Raw genomic sequence first — 16441 nt, 5'->3', positions numbered from 1 at the left:
GCACCCGGCGGGCTACTTCTGCAGGAGGTCTTCCTTGATGGTGTTGCCCGAGTCCACCACGATGAAGCAATCGACGCGGCGGTCGCCCCGATCCCAACTGGTGGGGCTCGGGTAGACGTTTTGCTGAAGCAAGACGTAGTTACCGGCGGCCTCGGTGAGCTTGGCCACCGCGGTCTTGCACACCTCCCGACCCTTGTCCCGGAGGGCGTTGGTTCCGGGGAAGGAATCGTCGCCCGGGTACACGTGCACCCCAATGAGCTGGGCCGAGTGTTCGGTATCGCAGGCCACGGCGCGTGCCTCGCTGGCGTTGGGATCAAAGTCGGCGAAGCAGTCGCCCACCTGGAAGTCCTTGGAGTTGGCGTCACGGGGGAGTGGACCCGGGGTAGCCGTGGCGCTCGGGGTGGTGACAGCGGCTTCGGGCCGGGTTCCCAACAGATTCAGCAGTACCCAGATCACCACACCAATGAGTACGAGTACGCCCACTACGATCCCGCCGATGACCAATCTTTGCCTCTTGACTGGATCACCGTGGGGTTCTGGAGGCGACTCTTGACCTGGAAAGGGTTGTTGACCCGGATCGGGCTGTTGCCCCGGATACGGCATCTCGTAGGAAGGTGCTTGCCCGTCGCTGGGCGGCAGGGCGGGATCCGGCTGCGAACCTGGGTCGGGCACGAAATCAGGGTCGAGCTCGGGTGCAGGATCCGGCTGAAGTCCCGACGGCGGCGTCAACGGGGTTGCGGGTGGCTGCTCACCCGCCGCGGGTGGCTGATCGCCAGGGACCCGGGGTGGCTGCTCACCAGCTGCGTGCGGTGGGTTTTTGGGCGCGGGCGGCACCCCATCCTTGTCCCCTTCGCGTGGTGAACCATCGCGCGGTGGAGTGTTGTCCTGGCTCATTTCCGGAGTGTGCCTTCCTGCTGTGACGCCGCATTGAGGCAGACTCTACCCAATTTTTGGCCTCCGGGGAGGTGTTTGGCCGTGGTTTTGGCCTGAGTCGGCAGGCGCGCGGGCCTGTGGTGGCGCGCAGGCACTCCTGAAAGCATGTAATCTAGACATACGACAAATTGACCAAACATTCCGGGGCCTCACCGATAGCCAAGGTGACCACCTCCGGTCCAAGTACAAAAGGGGGTCACGCCATGGGGCGCGGCCGTCAAAAGGCAAAAGCTACCAAGCAGGCTCGGGATATTAAGTACTACTCCCCGAACACTGACTATTCGGCACTTGAGCGGGAGCTCACGGGTCCGTCCAGTCGTGTCAAGAGCCACTTCCCCGACGATCCCCCGGAGCCGGACTATTCGGCTTATGAGGATAAGTACGCGGAAGACGACGACGACGAGGTTGACACCCGCCGGATCGGATAGCTGTCGCAACCAACAGGTGCCGTAGGCACTGAGTAGCGCACCGCCGTCGTACTTCAAGGTCAACGCGCATCTTCGGATGCCGTATATCTTTTGAAAGGGCCCTCAGGGCACGCCAGTCATTGGCGTACCCTGAGGGCCCTTTTTTGCGTAGGCTGGAGGTTCGAGTGCATCGAAAGGAACGCCATGCCGGAGGCTGACAGCTACAAGCAGGGGACACCATGTTGGGTGGACCTTTCCTCCAACGATATTGACGTTTCCAGGAAGTTCTACAGCGACCTCTTCGGATGGGAGCTGGATGCCATGGACGCCGGGAACGGTATGACCTATTACATGGCAAAGCTCAAAGGCCGCTACGTCGCGGGCATGATGCAGCAGATGCCCGATGCTCCGGAAGGGATGCCGTCCTACTGGGCAAATTACCTGGCGGTGGACTCGGCAGATGAAGCGGCGCAGCGCGTGGAAGCGGCTGGAGGAACCCTGCTTTCCCCTCCCGACTCCGTCCCGAACGGTTCAGGGCGTATGTTCTTCGCCACAGATCCCACCGGAGCCCAGATCGGGTTCTGGGAAGCAGGCAATCACCCGGGATCAGGCCTGGTCAATGAACCGGGCACCATGATTTGGAATGAGCTGCAAACACATGACGTCCCCAAAGCTGTAGCGTTCTACGAGGCTGTGACAGGGTGCGCCAGCGAAACTGAACCTGCCGGTGACCTGCAGGAGTACACCAGCCTGCTGGTGGAGGGACGACGGGTTGCAGGTGCCCTGAAGCTGCCTATTGAGGGGTTGTCGCCGTTCTGGATGACCTACTTCAACGTGGTGGACATTGATGCCACCGTGGAGCAGGCCGTTGAGTTGGGCAGCCACGTCATAGCCCCGGCCTTCGACGTGCCGGGAGTAGGTCGCATGGCAGTCCTCATGGATCCTGCCGGGGCAGCATTCAGCATCATGACGGGGCTTGAAGCATGACGGCACGGAGACGTTACGCCAGCGGTGAGCCCTGCTGGGCTGACCTTCAGACCAGGGACGTGGCCGCGGCCAAGGATTTCTATCACCAGGTCTTCGGATGGAGCTTCAAGGACCTTCCCACTCCTGATGGCCGAAGCTACGCGCAAGCCTTCGTCAAGGATCAACTGGTGGCCGTGATCGCACCGCAGAACCCCATGCAGGAGGCGGCCGGAACGCACGGCCAGTGGAACATCTATTTCGCTGCCACGGACACTGAAGAAATTGCCGACGAGGCCGTTCACGCAGGCGGCAAGCTCCAGTTTGGTCCCGAGGCTGTCGCGGACACGGGGGTCCTGGCGTTCATCGAACCCCCCGGCGGCGGAACCACTGGCGTTTGGCAGGCTGGAACGCACGTGGGAAGTCATGTGTTCAACGAGCCCGGCGCATTGGCGTGGGCTGAACTGTTGACGCCCGAGCCGCAGTCCGCCGTCGCGTTTTTCCAGCAGCTTTTCGGTCATGAGGTCACCGAATACCCGCAGGACGACGGCGGCAGCTACAGCACGCTGATGGTCAAGGGCGACGAAGTAGCCGGTATCGTTCCTGCCGATGAAGGCGACGAGGCTGGTTGGCAGATCTACTTCGGTGTAGCGGACCTGCGCAAAGCCGTGGAAGCGGCAGTCGCAGCCGGGGGAGAGCTCCTCGTTGAGCCGGAGGACAAGCCGGAGGCGGGATCGCTGGCCACCATCCAGGATCCGCAGGGCGGAGTCCTGAGCCTGATACAGGTCTAGGAAGAGCAAAAGAGCGGCCGGTAGTCCAAGACTGCCCGGCCGCTCTTTCTAAGAGGCGATATATCTCTTAGGCGTACGCGTTCACCAAACGGACGGCGCCGCCGTCGACGCCCTTGGCGCCCTGGACGTAGTCCGGGCCGGTCTTGTCGATCGAGTCGCTGTCAGCCGAAACGGTGCCCATGACCCAGGACGGAAGGCCGCGGTCATTGAGGCGGGCCACTGCAGCGTCTGCTGCTTCGGCGGAAACAATGGCAACCATGCCCACGCCGAGGTTCAGCGTGCGCTCCAAGTCGGCCAACGGCACGTTGCCGAGCTCGGAGACCAGCTTGAAGATGGCCGGGAGTTCCCAGGTGTTGCGGTCAACCGTGGCCACGAGGCCCTGCGGGAGGACGCGGGCCAGGTTGGCGGCCAGGCCACCACCGGTGACGTGGCTGAAGCCGTGGACTGCCGCGCCGCCCGTAACGGGGAAGGTGCGGGCAAGGTCGAGGCAGTCAGCTGCGTAAACGCGGGTCGGCTCCAGGAGTTCTTCGCCCAGGGTGCGCCCGAGCTCGGAAACCTGGCGGTCCAGGGCCCAGCCGGCGTGGTTGATGACGCGGCGGACCAGTGAGTAGCCGTTGGAGTGCAGGCCCGAGGAGGCCATACCGATCACGACGTCACCGGCGCGGACACGGTCCGGGCCGAGGAGGGCGTCGGCCTCGACGATGCCGGTTGCGGCACCTGCGACGTCGTACTCGTGCTCACCCAGGAGGCCCGGGTGCTCAGCGGTTTCGCCACCCACCAGGGCGGTGCCGGCAACGGAGCAAGCAGCAGCGATACCGCGGACGATGTCTGCGATCCGCTCCGGAACAACCTTGCCGCACGCGATGTAGTCGGTCATGTAGAGCGGCTCAGCACCTACAACGACGATGTCGTCAACCACCATGCCCACCAGGTCGAAACCGATGGTGTCATGGATGTCCATGGCCTGCGCGATGGCTACCTTGGTGCCAACACCGTCAGTGGACGTGGCCAGCAGCGGCTTCTTGTAGGTGAGCAGTTTGGAGACGTCGTACAGGCCGGCGAAACCGCCGACGCCGCCAATCACCGAAGAGTTGTGTGTCGCCTTGATGGCGCCCTTCATGAGTTCGACTGCGCGGTCGCCCGCTTCAACGTCGACACCAGCAGAAGCGTAGGTGATGCCTGTTGTGTTCGGGGTGCTTCCAGCGGCGGGGGTTGCGGAGCTCATACAGACTCTTTCTTGTCGGCGTCGGTCAAACGATCAGCGTCGGTCAGCAGGTTCTCGAATTCGGCGTCGGGTCCGGGATCGCAACCCGTGGCGCCCGGCTTGTCAGCCGGATCCTCGGAATCGTCCACAGACTCGGACTGGGCAGCTGGTTCCAGGCCGCCCAGGTCCGTGCGTTCCAGCAGGTTCTTGCCCAGCTTGTCCGCGTGCGGCAGCTCGATGGGGTACTTGCCGGTGAAGCAGGCCGTGCAGAGGCGTTCGCGCGGCTGCTGGGTAGCGCCGATCATGCCGTCCTCGGAGATGTAGGCCAGCGAGTCAGCGCCGATGGCCTGGGAGATCTCCTCGATGGTGGCGCCGTTGGCGATCAGTTCCGCGCGGGACGCGAAGTCGATGCCGTAGAAGCAGGGCCACTGGACAGGAGGGGAAGAAATCTTGACGTGCACCGCGGCGGCACCGGCTTCCCGGAGCATCCGGACGATGGCGCGCTGGGTGTTGCCGCGAACGATGGAATCGTCCACCACCACAATGCGCTTTCCGCGGATCACGGATTCCAGGGCATTGAGCTTGAGCCGGATACCCAGCTGGCGCAGGGTCTGCGACGGCTGGATGAACGTGCGGCCCACGTAGGCGTTCTTGACGAAGCCATGGGCAAAGGGGATTCCGGATTGTTCGGCGTACCCAACAGCTGCGGGGGTACCGGACTCGGGAACGGGAATGACGAGGTCGGCCTCATGCGTGTTTTCGCGGGCCAACTGGCGGCCCATCTCAACGCGTGCCTCGTACACGGAGCGGCCGGCGATGGCAGCGTCCGGGCGGGCGAGGTAGACGTATTCGAAGACACAGCCGGCGGGAGTTGCCTCGGCGAAGCGCTGCGAACGGACGCCGTCCTCGTCGATGGCAATGAATTCACCAGGCTCGATCTCGCGGATGAAGCTCGCACCAACAGTGGCCAGGCCTGCCTGCTCGGAAGCGACAACCCAGCCGCGGTCCAGGCGGCCAAGACACAGCGGACGGATGCCGTAGGTATCGCGGGCTGCGTAGAGGGTTCCTTCGTCCATGAAGACGAAGCAGAAGCCACCTTTGATTTTGGGCAGCAGCTCCAGTGCAGTCTGCTCCAGGGTCTTGCCCTCTTCGCCCTCAAGGAGCGCGGTCACCAGCGCGGTGTCCGAGGTGTTGCCCTGCTTCATTTCACCGGTCAGCTGGCCGTCGTTGCGCTCAAGGATCATTTCCCGGAGCTCAGCGGTGTTGGTCAGGTTGCCATTGTGGGCCAAGGCAACAGTGCCGGTTGCTGTCGCACCCAGGGTTGGCTGCGCGTTGGCCCAGTGGCTTGCACCGGTGGTGGAGTACCGGCAGTGGCCAACAGCCAAGTGCCCGGTAAGGGTGTTCAGGGTTGTCTCATCGAAGACCTGGGACACAAGGCCCATGTCCTTATAGACATTAATGCGCTTGCCGTCACTGGTAGCTATACCAGCCGATTCTTGTCCGCGGTGCTGCAGCGCATACAGCCCGTAATAGGTGAGTTTTGCTACTTCTTCACCGGGAGCCCAAACCCCAAAGACGCCACAAGCGTCCTGAGGGCCTTTTTCGCCGGGGAGAAGATCATGAGAAAGTTTTCCGTCGCCACGTGCCACTGGTCGATTGTCTCATGTTGTGGCCGTGGTACGTTCCCCCGCAGCCTATGTGACCCTTTGATTGGGCGCAGAACAGGGGTGTTCCTTCGAAAATGCGGTGTGTCTCACATTTGGCTCCCCTCCGAAGAGGCGGGCCGGGCGCCCGACTTAGCGGACGTCGTCGTTCTCTGGTCCTTCGTCCGGAACCGAATCCGGAACGGGCTCAACCACGGCTCGCTGTGAGCGCTTGACGCTGATGCGGTCCAGGATCAGGGCAAGGATGGAGAAGAGGATGACGCCGCCGCCCGCGCAAACGATGAGGAAGAAGCCGAACACTGTGCCGGCGTCGAAAGCGGGGTCGGCTTGGCGGCCGTACGCGATGATGGCGGCCACGATTGCACCAACCACTGCTCCCAAAATCATGAAGGGTACAAACTTGGGTGCCCGGCGGACCGTGATCTCGCGGCGGGCGGAGTTGGGGGTAGTGTCCTCTGAAGCCATGCCTTCAAGCGTACCGTTCCCCGCCGATTCGACAGTTAATGCCAATGTCCTTGAAGAACATTGGCATTAACTGGAACTCGGCGGGAATGGGTCAGCTGCCGCGGTACGTCGAGAATGCGAACGGGCTCAGCAGGAGCGGCACGTGATAGTGCTCGCCGGCGTCGGAAACTGTGAAGTTCAGGTCCACTTCAGGGAAGAACGTCTCAGTGCCGAGGCCCTCGTAGTAGGCGCCGGTGGCGAAATTCAGCCGGTAAGCGCCGCCCGGAATCCGCTCCGGTCCGAGGGTCTTGATGCGCCCGTCGGCGTCGGTTTCACCCTTCGCCACCAGGGTCCAGTTGTCACCTTCACGGACATAAAGTACGACGGCGACACCCGCCGCCGGGCGGCCGGAACCTGTGTCCAGGATGTGGGTGGTTACTTGTGAAACGCTCATGCGTTGACTCCTTCGCTGACCAAGCCGGAGAGGCGCAACAATGCGATCTCCCGCAGCTGTCCAGCCACAATTGTGTCTTCTTCTTCGGGGGTGTGGGTGATGCGTTCCTGAAGGGTGCTGAGGATCTCCTGGGCGCTGCGGCCGGCGGCACGGATCAGGAAGACCCTGCCGAACTTTTCCTCGTAGGCGCGGTTGCCCTCAGCCAGGGCGGTGGTGGTGTGGCTGTCTCCAGGATCCACTCCGGCCTGCTCCGAACGCGACATTGCGGCCTCGGTGGTCTGGGCCTTGGGGCGTTCGCCGATGCGGGGGTGGTGTGCCATGGCTGACTCCACCTCGGCGGTGGTGAACGGTTCGGCGGCGCGCTGGGCGTGGCCCAGCAGTTCGTCGACGGTGGCGAAGGGCCGCGCGTCAGCGATGGCCTCCACCCAGCGGCTGATATCCAGGCAGGGGGTCAGGATCCTGATGGCCTCGTCCCGGTCAACACTGTTGAATTCTGCAAGCTCCATGCTTGTGACATCCTCGTGCAAATGCTGGCATCCATGGTGTGGGCTATGCGGAACTCCTGCTGGTGCAAGAGGAAGCCTTTGCTTCAAGCTTCCGCATCATGGAACTGTTATTTCAGCATACGTAATTCAGTTAAGCCGAGTGATCGGCCCGGTGTCAAGAGACTACCGTCCTGTGGCGCCGTGTCCGCACTGTCAGGTACAGGCGATGGGCGGTGATTACCAAGGCCAACCATGCCACGCCGATAGCCCAGGCTGCCAGCACATCCGTCAGCCAGTGGTGGCCAAGGTAGACGCGGCTAAGGCCCATGGTGAAGGCAAAGACCCCGGCCACAAGTATGGTGACGACCCGTGCCCGCAAGGTCTTGAGCCGCAGGATGATCAGGTAGGCCACGATGCCGGCAATCACGATGGAGTTCAGTGAATGGCCGCTGGGGAAGGATGCGGAATGCTCGTAGGGAGGAATGGCGTCCGCGATGTCGGGGCGGGCGCGGCCGAAGATCGGCTTGCCCAAGATGGTGATGACCAGTGAGCCCAGCCCGGCAGCAAGCATCAGGATGACCGGTGTCCATGATCGCCGCTTGGTGGCCAGGAAGATCATGATGCCAACGGCAAGAATGGGCATGCCCACGGTGCCGCCAATATTCGTATAGGCGGTGGTGGCTGAGTCCAAGGCGGGAGAGCGGACGCTCTTTGCTGCGGCCAGGACGGGATCGTCCAAACCTGCAACGCCGTCGGCTTCCGTCACGGACTCGTAGACTTCGCCGAAAACCAGGGCCAGCGAGAGGGCTGCAGCGAGCCCTACTATCAAGGTGATGATGAGCGCGGTGTAGGGCCCCAGCAGTGACGTGGCCTTTTCGGCGCCCCGGGCAAGTGTCCGGCCCGCGGGGGATTTCCAGTTGGTCAGGTCCTGCCCGGCGATGAACCTGTCCTGGCTTACTTCGCCGCGGACGCCTTGCCCCGGCGCCTCTTTTCCTTCAGTCGTCACTCATGTCCCCTATCCGTGGCGGCCTCAGTATTGGTGAGCAACCTTAGCAGTTGCTGCCCGGAGGTTCCTGGGAGTGCCATGCGGACAAGGTTGCGCTACGTCGCGTTTACGTCGCGTTGTGAGGAAGCGGTTGGCCCACTTTGACCAGCAGCGTCTGCTCCGGGCCAAGCATTTTGCCGCCCTCACTGGTTGGCCGCAGCTCCGGGACGGGCTGACCCGAGACGGGATCGATGAGGACGGAATGTTCCTCTCCCTGGGTGAAGGCGTTGCGCTCGCCCCATTGCCGGAGGCTGAGGACCAGGGTGAACAGATCGCGCCCCGCATCGGTCAGCTCGTATTCGCTTCGGGTGCCTCGTTCGTTGGGAATCCTGGTCAGGATGCCTCTCTCCACCAAGAGGCGGAGCCGGTCCGAAAGGATGTTCTTAGCCACGCCCAGTGATCTCTCGAATTCGGTGAAGCGCCGTTTTCCGTCCAGCGAGTCACGAATGATGAGCAGGGTCCATTTGTCGCCCACCAGGTCCACGGCTCTGGCGATGGGGCATTCAGGATCCGTCCATCCACCTTCACTTGGTTGCAACATGAAACCATTCTGCCATAAGGTCACATGGTTGCATTATGAAACCAACTGCGGAGGCGCTGTGAGCACACACCTGAAGGATTCCAACCGAGGACTTGGCCGTCGCTTGTTGTTCCTGCTCGCTGTGGCGGCCGGATTCATGGTGTCCAACATCTATTACGGGCAGCCCCTGCTCGAGCGCATCGGGACGGACCTGGGGATTCCAACGTCCGCGGTGGGCTGGATTGTGGCCGCATCCCAGGCCGGATACCTTCTGGGGCTGGTTCTCTTGGTGCCTTTGGGAGATGTCATGAACCGCCGGGTGCTCATTACCCTCCACATCGCGGCGACGGCCCTTGGGGGATCCGTGGTGGCCCTGGCAGATTCACAGACGGCCCTCCTGGGCGGCTTCCTGCTCCTTGGATTGGCCTCGGCGGTGGTTCAGACCATCGTGGCGTACACCGCAGCCTCCAGCACCCCCGACCAGAGGGGCGGAAACATCGGCACCGTTACGGCCGGCGTCGTGAGTGGCATCATCCTTGCCCGGACGCTGGCGGGAGGCCTGACGGACCTGTGGGGATGGCGGTCGGTCTACGTTCTCGCTGCGGTGGCAGGTGCGGTCCTCGCCGTCGCGGTTTTTCGCGCTCTGCCCCAAGACCGGGCCGAGAGGGGAGAAGTGGGGTACTGGCGGGCTGTCTCATCGGTGGTGGTCCTGACGCGGCGTGATCGCATATTCCGTACGCGGGCGCTGATCACCATGCTGCTGTTCGCGTCCTTCGGGGTGCTGTGGAGCGGTATGTCCCTGCTGCTCAGCAGTCCCGCGTGGCATCTGCCGCCGAGCGTGATCGGACTGTTTGGGTTGGCCGGCCTGATCGGCGTGGTGGCCGCATCCAGGGCAGGCGCCGCGGCTGACCGTGGGTGGGCGCAGCGGGTCACGGCGTGGAGCCTCGTTGCGCTCCTGGGTTCCTGGGTGGCTTTGTCCCTCGGCGGTTGGTCGCTGTTGTGGTTCGTTGCCGGCATCATCGTTCTCGACGCTGCGGTGCAGGCCGTTCATGTCAGCAGCCAGACCTTGATCGTGGCAGGAGCTGAGGAGTCGGCCAGCAGCATTATCGGCAGCTACATGGTGTTCTATTCCGTGGGAAGCGCAGCGGGTGCGGCAGCTGTTGCGCCGGTCTACGATGCCTGGGGTTGGGCCGGGGCCAGCGTCCTGGGCGCGGTTTTTGCTGCGCTCGCGTTGGCGCTCTGGGGCACGGACCGGCTCATTCCGTACAAATCGAGCGGTCAGGCGCGGTTGGCTCGCTCCGCACAGCACGCTGGGGCAGAATGACCTCAACCAGCTGAAGGAGTTCGCACATGCCCGACATTCTGACGTCCAGGTTCCTGTTCGGTCCCGGCCCGGGCAATTGCTACCCCGAAGCCATGGCCGCCCTGGCCTATCCCGTGCTGGGGCACCTTGATCCGGTGTTCATCGAACGGCTTGACCACACTTGCGAGGGCCTCCGTACTGTTTGGGGAACCTCCAATGCGCGGACACTCCCGTTGAGTGCCACAGGTTCCGGCGGGATGGAAGCGGCTTTCGTGAACACCGTGTCCGACGGCGACGTGGCAGTTATCGCTGTGAACGGACTGTTTGGGGCGCGGATGTGCGAGGTCGCACGGCGCTGCGGGGCCACGGTGGTCCGGGTCGACCACGAATGGGGCCAGCCCGTAGATGCCGACCGTGTCCTCTCAGCGCATCCTCATCCGAAAGTCATCGCCGCCGTCCATGCTGAGACATCCGTCGGTGTACTTTCCGACATCGCCGCGCTGGGCGCAGGAAAGGGCGATGCCCTGCTGATCACCGACGCCGTCACCTCCATCGGCGGATTGGAACTGCTGGCGGACGACTGGGGGATCGACGTCGGATACGCCGGAACCCAGAAATGCCTGGGCGTTCCGCCGGGGCTGTCGCCGTTCACTCTGTCCGACCGCGCTTTCGAGCGCCGGGTCAAGGATCCGCGCTCCTGGTACCTCGACATCGGGTTGCTTGGTGGTTACGTCGGAGCGGCCAGTGGAGCCCGGACGTATCACCACACAGCGCCCGTCACCATGATCGCCGGGCTCGAAGCTGCCCTGGACCGGATCCTCGCCGAGGGGTTGGACGTGGTGCAGGCCCGGCACCGTGCCGCCGGCGCCGCTCTTCAGAACGGGCTGCAGGAGATGGGACTCGAACTGTTCGCCGCCGAGGGGTCCCGGTTGCCGAGCCTCACCACGGTCAAAGTGCCCGACGGCGTCAACTCGGCTGCCGTCCGCGCTTACCTTCTGGAGAACTTCAGTATGGAAATCGGCTCGGGTGTGGGGGAGTTCGCGGACACTGTGTGGCGCATCGGCATGATGGGACCGAACGCGAACAGCGCCTCGGTCACCCTGGTGCTGGGGGCGCTGAAGGAAGCGATCGCGAAAGCCTAGCCCGACGCTCTCTCACGTCCCGCGTGCTTGAGCGCGACCCTCTCTCACGTCCCGCGTGGTTGGGTGGGACGCTCTCTCACGTCCCGAGTGGTTGGGTGGGACGCTCGCTCACGTCCCGCGTGCTTGAGCAGGACGCTCTCTCACGTCCCACGTGGTTGGGTGGGACGCTCTCTCACCTTTGGGGTGTTTTCTGTCGACGCTCTCTCACCTTTCGACGCCGACCCGTCAATCGGTGACGTGACCGGCGTCGTACGTTAACGTCGCGGAGGCGGCGGTGCTGCCGTCGGCGGGCTGAATCGAGGTGATGGTCAACAAGCCCGCGCCCGGCAGCGTGACCGATTGCCCTTCGCGGAAGGCCTGCTTGCGCTGTTGTTCGGCGGTGCGGATCCAGAACTGGATAGCGGGGGCGCCGTCGGCGATTCCGATTTTGACCACGCCCACTTTGACGCCGTCGAAGGTTGGCTGCATGCCTTGCTTGACTGTTACGAGCTGTTCCACGGCCATCCTTACTTCACGTCTACGGAGTACACGGAGTCGAAGTTTTCCTTGTACTCATCTTCGGTCAGTTCCAGCGTGCCGGACTTGTGGTCGTCGTCGTCCTCCAAGTAGCCGCCGGACGGACCCCACGGGTTCGCCAGGACGATGACTTTCTCGCCGTCGTCGTTGGTTTTCACATCAACCACAACGTAGGCATGGTTGGGCACGACGTCGGTGCGGTTGACTTCGTCAGACTCCCAGACCCAGTCGAAGTCGTCGTCCTTGACGTCTTCGGTGCCCACGGAAATGGCCTGGCCGTCGGCGAGCTTGTCCTCGATGTCATCAAAGTTCAGTTCGCCGTCCTTGTCGGCGGACTGCCCGGTCATCAGCTCCATGGCTTCGTTGCTGAATCCGCCGTCGATGTCGTCGTATGATCCGCCGCGGTGCTCAGCTGCTGCGCGCTCGTAGATGGACAGCCAGTTGGGTTCGCCGTCAGCGCCGCGGACACCGCCTTCGGTTGACTTGGCCTCCACAGTGACTTCCACGGGCTCGCCGTCTTCGTAGAGGGTGACCACCCAGTGCGTCGGGGGATCACCGACGGGGCGCATGTGCTCCTCAAGGAACTCGTCCAGCTTGCCTTCGCGCGCCAGCACCTGGGCGACGGAGCCAATGCCTGCCAACAGCCAGCAGTCGCCGATCTGTCCCTGGTTGATGTCGCTGGGGTCGCCGGCGTCGGGGTCGTTGCGGACGTCGCCGGGCACATCGACGTCGGGCATGTCCGGGTCCAGTGGACCGGGGTCGCCGGGCGGGTTCGAATCTCCCCGCCCGGAATGGTCGGAGCCGGAGGACCCCGACGTTCCCGAGCTGGACTTGTCCTGCTCATCCGCGTTGCGGATCAGCTCCTTGGCCTGGGACTGCAGTTCACTGGAGATCTTCTTCAGCATGGGGCGGTGTTCGGAGTCCCACGAAGACCGGAACATCGCAGCGTCCCGGCCATCCCACCGCGCATTGCTGATGAGGTGACCCAGCTCCGTGGACAGGGAGGTCATCCGTTCCGAGTGCCGCGACATCGTCTTTGCCAGTGCCCGCAGCTGTTCAATGTCAGCACCGTAAAATCCCGGCATTACTTGCCCCCCTCAGGAATTTCGCTGGTATCGCACTTCTCGGATTTCACCGGAACAGTGACGTCCAGGTAGGCCGGGAACTTCGATCGGATGGTCACCGTGGCACCCGCAGCGTCAGTGCTGCGCGTGACCACCCAGCCGCCCGGCACGGGGTCAATGCCGTCGAAGGAAGGGAAGCCGTGCTCTTTCAGGACCGGATCCGCCACCGCAAAGACGTCCTCGAAACTCCTTGATGGTTCCACGATGTCCGCGCTGCTCTTCATGCTCCGTGGGGCGAGCATGCACCTGCCGTCGTCGATGCGGCTCAGGCGTGCAGGGTCATCCACGGACCACGTGATGTCCGGCATCCTTGCCTCCAAGGCCGCAACAAGGTCGGCGGTCAGGGCATTGTACTTAGCGACGCTTTCTGCCACGGGAGCAGGTTCGGCGGTAACTGGCGGCGCGCTGCTGGGTTCGCGGGTGGGTCCGTCGGGGGTGCCGCTGCATCCCGCAGCAAGAGTCGCCACAGTAAGGGCAGCAGCCAGCGCCCAAGGCTTGCGGTGCACGCGGCGGTTCATTTTCGTCCCCAGTTCCAGTTAGCGTTCGAAGGCGGATCTCACCGAATGTTTTCACGTTGCGTTGCTCTGGGCGATGGGCAGAACAACCCATACAGGTGAGAGAGGGTTCGGCTCAAGCACGCGGGAGGTGAGAGAGGGTCCGGCTCAAGCACGCGGGAGGTGAGAGAGGGTCGGCGGGAAGCACGCGGGAGGTGAGAGAGGATCAGGTGTTGCGGGTGAGGACCCAGGTGTTGGTGCCGTCCTGGCGTTCGAACGTCACCGTGGTTACCAGGGCTTCGATGAGTGCCAACCCGCGGCCGGACTCTGCGTCGGAGTCTGGCATGGACGCCTGCATGTCGCTCGCGAAGGGCTCACGGGCGTTGTACGCGCTGACCCTTGCGACCAGCCGGGCGGGCCGGACGCTGATGTCCACGTCGATCTCCACGGGCTTCTCTGCGACAGGAACCGCGTGCTGCACGATGTTCGCCGCTGCCTCGATGACTGCGGTGGCAAAGGTCATCCGATCCATATCGGGTACAAAGGAGGCATCGTCCCAGAGAGCGTCCAGCTCATTGTGGATCGCCTCGATCGCGTCCTCATTGGATGGCCCATGGAACCCTCGGTGGGCGATCACCTCAGTCATCGCCGAACGCCTCCTCGGCTGAGGGGTACGCCGTGAGCACCCGGTCCATGTTGGTCAGTTCCAGGACCATCTTCACCTGCGGCTGCACACCGGCAATGCGGAGGTCGCCACCTGCCTGGCGCGCGGCTTTGAGGCAACCGATGAGCGCTCCGAGGCCTGATGAGTCCATGAAGTCCGTCTCTGCCAGGTTGACCACAACCCGGCTTGAACCGCTGGCAACAACCTCGTTCACTACTTCGCGGAGCTTGGGTGCCGCCACCATGTTCAAGCGACCCACGCTCTTCACTTCCGCGTAGGAGTCCTTGACCTCATAGCTGAACTGCATCTGCATTCCTTTCCTCGGGGCTCTCCGGCCCAACATCTTCAGGGACAAAACCCTTGTACAAAACTGCCTTGACCAGCACGCTCAGGACCACCAGGTCGAATGCCACCCAGGCGACATTCACCAGCGTGCCGAGGGGCTCCGAAAGACCAGTCAAAAGGCGGGCGATCCCGACCACCAGCGCAATAGCCAACAACACCGCCACGATGATCTGCGGACGGATCAGGCTCCAGCTCGGGCCGCCGCTCTGGCGCGCCTTGGGGGTGACGGCAAACCCGAGGGGGCGTCCGAACCAAACGTTCCGGGCCGCCGTCGTACATGCCTTGATCCAGGTGGGGAACAGCGCAAGGCTGTACTGCTGTCCGCGCCAGGTGGGGATGCCGTGCCCGGCCACCACAAACAGCAGCTGGTTGACCACCATGAACGGGATGAACCGGATGAAGAAGTCGAAGCTGAGGCTGCTCACCGGGAGGATGCCGAGCGTCAGGTAGATGATGGGCGCCGCGAAGTACACCACGGCCGCGAAGCCGCTGAGGTAGCTCCACATGGTGGAGAAGTACATAAGCCGCTGGCCCCACGAGAGCCTGGGCTGGACCAACGGGTTCTCGCGCAGGAGGACCTGCATGGTGCCCTGTGCCCAGCGGAGCCGTTGGGTGAGCATCGTCTTGAGATCCTCGGGCGCCAATCCGTTGGCCAGGATTTCGTGGTGGTAGACGCTCTTCCAGCCCAGCGAGTGGATGCGCATTGCGGTGGCCATGTCCTCGGTGACTGAGATGGTGGCCAGTGGCATGATCGGCTGCGCTTCGTCCGTGCGTTCCACGGAGATGGCGTCCAGGACAGCGTGGACCGACTCGAGCGCACCCAACGGTGACCAGTCGCGGCCGGACATACGGTCGACGGCGTCACTCGCCACAGTGGTCACACCGGACTCGCCGACGTGGGCGAGTTCCATCGCGGCGATCTCTTCGAGGTCGGCCTGCAGCGCGGAGAAGTCGGCGGCCACGAGGGTGCGCACGGTCTCGTCCACTTTGCGCCGCACCCGGTACGTGATCTCGCTGAGGGACACGCGAGCTTCGAGTTCCTGCTGGGCTGTATTGGTTGCTGCCTCCACCTCGTTGAGCATCTGCTCCACCAAGGGGTTGCGGGCCTCTTCGGAGCGCCGTGCCTTTTTGATGGCCGAACGGGAGGCAGCAAGGGCGCGACGGACACTCTTCTCCGTGGCTTTGACGTAGCCCACCAGGCCGAGCTGCATGAGGGCTTCACGGCGGAGGATCGCGTTTGAACCGCAGAAGAACGCCGCGTTCCAGCCGTCCTTGCCCTGCTGGATGGGACCGTAGAACAGCGGTGCCTGGCTGCCCAGGGGATCGTCGGCGGGGACGTTGATGAAGTATTGGGGGGTCTGGACCAACGCCACGCGGTCATCGTTGAAGTAGCCCAGCGTCTTGTCCAGGATGTCAGGCTCGGGGATCTGGTCGGCGTCGAGAATCAGCAGGTATTCGCCCGAGGTGACCATCAGCGCGTTGTTCAGGTTGCCGGCTTTGGCGTGCCGCGGCATGTCCGGTGTCCAGTCCGCGCCACGCGTCACATAGCCAATCCCGTTCGATTCGGCGAGTTGGCGCATCTCGGGGCGATCGCCGTCGTCGAGTATCCAGGTACTGTGCGGCCAGCGGATGTCCTTGGCGGCCAGTGCCGTGGTCATCACCAGGTCCAGCGGCTCGTTGTAGGTGGTGATGAAAACGTCCACGGTGGCGTCGGCCGGCGCCGGGGGTGGGGGCTTGCGGATCTTCAGGTTCCACACCGTCAGTCCGAAGAGCATCACGTCGATGAGGCTGTACGTCTCAGCGATCACCAACGGAACGGCGATCCACCATGCGTCCCAGTTCAGCGACGCCATCCAACGCCAGGCCACATAGTTGACGCCCAAGATGACTGTCAGAACAACCAACAGCCGGGTCCAGAAACGTGTCACAATCCCCCCCTTTTT

General features: G+C 63.4%; 19 protein-coding genes. 5 read left to right on the top strand and 14 right to left on the bottom strand.

Annotated features, from left to right (window positions below; all coding sequences use genetic code 11):
- Positions 1 to 12: 12 nt before the first annotated feature.
- A complete protein-coding gene (locus tag QEH68_RS17975; RefSeq protein ID WP_280623820.1) occupies positions 13 to 894 on the bottom strand; it encodes a septum formation family protein in 882 nt (293 codons plus the stop codon).
- A gap of 242 nt (positions 895 to 1136) precedes the next feature.
- Here QEH68_RS17975 and QEH68_RS17970 point away from each other — a divergent pair, with 242 nt between their 5' ends.
- The 3 genes from QEH68_RS17970 to QEH68_RS17960 all read left to right on the top strand — a co-directional run bounded on the left by QEH68_RS17970 (position 1137) and on the right by QEH68_RS17960 (position 3094).
- A complete protein-coding gene (locus QEH68_RS17970) occupies positions 1137 to 1361 on the top strand; it encodes a DUF3073 domain-containing protein (RefSeq protein WP_011776148.1) in 225 nt (74 codons plus the stop codon).
- Positions 1362 to 1544: 183 nt separating this feature from the next.
- Positions 1545 to 2327, top strand: a complete 783-nt coding sequence (locus QEH68_RS17965) for a VOC family protein (RefSeq protein ID WP_280623814.1) — start codon at positions 1545 to 1547, stop codon at positions 2325 to 2327.
- Positions 2324 to 3094 carry a VOC family protein gene (locus QEH68_RS17960; protein ID WP_280623811.1) on the top strand — a complete coding sequence of 257 codons (771 nt, stop codon included), beginning with the start codon at positions 2324 to 2326 and terminating at the stop codon, positions 3092 to 3094. Before QEH68_RS17965 ends, QEH68_RS17960 begins: the two co-directional genes overlap by 4 nt.
- A gap of 67 nt (positions 3095 to 3161) precedes the next feature.
- Here QEH68_RS17960 and purM read toward each other — a convergent pair whose 3' ends face one another.
- The 7 genes from purM to QEH68_RS17925 form a co-directional block, all read right to left on the bottom strand.
- The gene (gene purM, locus QEH68_RS17955) at positions 3162 to 4319 is read right to left on the bottom strand and encodes a phosphoribosylformylglycinamidine cyclo-ligase (protein ID WP_089596294.1); all 1158 of its coding nucleotides are present in this window, start codon (positions 4317 to 4319) and stop codon (positions 3162 to 3164) included.
- Positions 4316 to 5947 carry an amidophosphoribosyltransferase gene (gene purF / locus QEH68_RS17950; RefSeq protein ID WP_207594986.1) on the bottom strand — a complete coding sequence of 544 codons (1632 nt, stop codon included), beginning with the start codon at positions 5945 to 5947 and terminating at the stop codon, positions 4316 to 4318. Before purF ends, purM begins: the two co-directional genes overlap by 4 nt.
- Positions 5948 to 6094: 147 nt before the next feature.
- A complete protein-coding gene (locus QEH68_RS17945) occupies positions 6095 to 6427 on the bottom strand; it encodes a hypothetical protein (protein WP_207594984.1) in 333 nt (110 codons plus the stop codon).
- Between the two features lie 91 nt (positions 6428 to 6518).
- Positions 6519 to 6860, bottom strand: a complete 342-nt coding sequence (gene uraH / locus QEH68_RS17940) for a hydroxyisourate hydrolase (RefSeq protein ID WP_089596291.1) — start codon at positions 6858 to 6860, stop codon at positions 6519 to 6521.
- The gene (gene uraD, locus QEH68_RS17935) at positions 6857 to 7366 is read right to left on the bottom strand and encodes a 2-oxo-4-hydroxy-4-carboxy-5-ureidoimidazoline decarboxylase (protein WP_280623806.1); all 510 of its coding nucleotides are present in this window, start codon (positions 7364 to 7366) and stop codon (positions 6857 to 6859) included. Before uraD ends, uraH begins: the two co-directional genes overlap by 4 nt.
- Positions 7367 to 7520: 154 nt before the next feature.
- Positions 7521 to 8351 carry a phosphatase PAP2 family protein gene (locus tag QEH68_RS17930; RefSeq protein ID WP_207594978.1) on the bottom strand — a complete coding sequence of 277 codons (831 nt, stop codon included), beginning with the start codon at positions 8349 to 8351 and terminating at the stop codon, positions 7521 to 7523.
- 106 nt (positions 8352 to 8457) lie between these two features.
- Positions 8458 to 8931, bottom strand: a complete 474-nt coding sequence (locus QEH68_RS17925) for a helix-turn-helix domain-containing protein (protein WP_207594976.1) — start codon at positions 8929 to 8931, stop codon at positions 8458 to 8460.
- A gap of 58 nt (positions 8932 to 8989) precedes the next feature.
- Here QEH68_RS17925 and QEH68_RS17920 point away from each other — a divergent pair, with 58 nt between their 5' ends.
- Both QEH68_RS17920 and QEH68_RS17915 read left to right on the top strand, forming a co-directional pair.
- Entirely contained in the window at positions 8990 to 10234 is a 1245-nt protein-coding gene (locus QEH68_RS17920; protein ID WP_280623803.1) for an MFS transporter, read from the top strand.
- A gap of 26 nt (positions 10235 to 10260) precedes the next feature.
- Positions 10261 to 11355 carry an alanine--glyoxylate aminotransferase family protein gene (locus QEH68_RS17915; protein WP_280623802.1) on the top strand — a complete coding sequence of 365 codons (1095 nt, stop codon included), beginning with the start codon at positions 10261 to 10263 and terminating at the stop codon, positions 11353 to 11355.
- 225 nt (positions 11356 to 11580) lie between these two features.
- On the opposite strand, the gene QEH68_RS17910 is transcribed toward QEH68_RS17915, so the two are convergent.
- The 6 genes from QEH68_RS17910 to QEH68_RS17885 form a co-directional block, all read right to left on the bottom strand.
- Positions 11581 to 11853, bottom strand: coding sequence for a hypothetical protein (locus QEH68_RS17910; RefSeq protein WP_207594970.1), 273 nt, complete (start codon positions 11851 to 11853; stop codon positions 11581 to 11583).
- 8 nt (positions 11854 to 11861) lie between these two features.
- The gene (locus QEH68_RS17905; protein WP_280623799.1) at positions 11862 to 12956 is read right to left on the bottom strand and encodes a C2 family cysteine protease; all 1095 of its coding nucleotides are present in this window, start codon (positions 12954 to 12956) and stop codon (positions 11862 to 11864) included.
- On the bottom strand, positions 12956 to 13513 hold the full coding sequence (locus QEH68_RS17900) for a hypothetical protein (RefSeq protein WP_280623797.1): 558 nt from the start codon (positions 13511 to 13513) through the stop codon (positions 12956 to 12958). Before QEH68_RS17900 ends, QEH68_RS17905 begins: the two co-directional genes overlap by 1 nt.
- Positions 13514 to 13715: 202 nt before the next feature.
- Positions 13716 to 14135: an ATP-binding protein gene (locus QEH68_RS17895; protein WP_280623795.1), complete on the bottom strand. Its 420-nt coding sequence runs from the start codon at positions 14133 to 14135 to the stop codon at positions 13716 to 13718.
- On the bottom strand, positions 14128 to 14460 hold the full coding sequence (locus QEH68_RS17890; protein ID WP_089596282.1) for an STAS domain-containing protein: 333 nt from the start codon (positions 14458 to 14460) through the stop codon (positions 14128 to 14130). Before QEH68_RS17890 ends, QEH68_RS17895 begins: the two co-directional genes overlap by 8 nt.
- Positions 14444 to 16426 carry a glycosyltransferase family 2 protein gene (locus QEH68_RS17885; protein WP_280623792.1) on the bottom strand — a complete coding sequence of 661 codons (1983 nt, stop codon included), beginning with the start codon at positions 16424 to 16426 and terminating at the stop codon, positions 14444 to 14446. The genes QEH68_RS17890 and QEH68_RS17885 overlap by 17 nt, the downstream gene beginning before the upstream one ends.
- Positions 16427 to 16441: the final 15 nt, after the last annotated feature.

Source organism: Paenarthrobacter sp. OM7 (assembly GCF_029873575.1).
In the GTDB taxonomy this organism is placed as follows: Bacteria; Actinomycetota; Actinomycetes; order Actinomycetales; family Micrococcaceae; genus Arthrobacter.
This window is presented reverse-complemented; position numbering and strand designations above follow the sequence as displayed.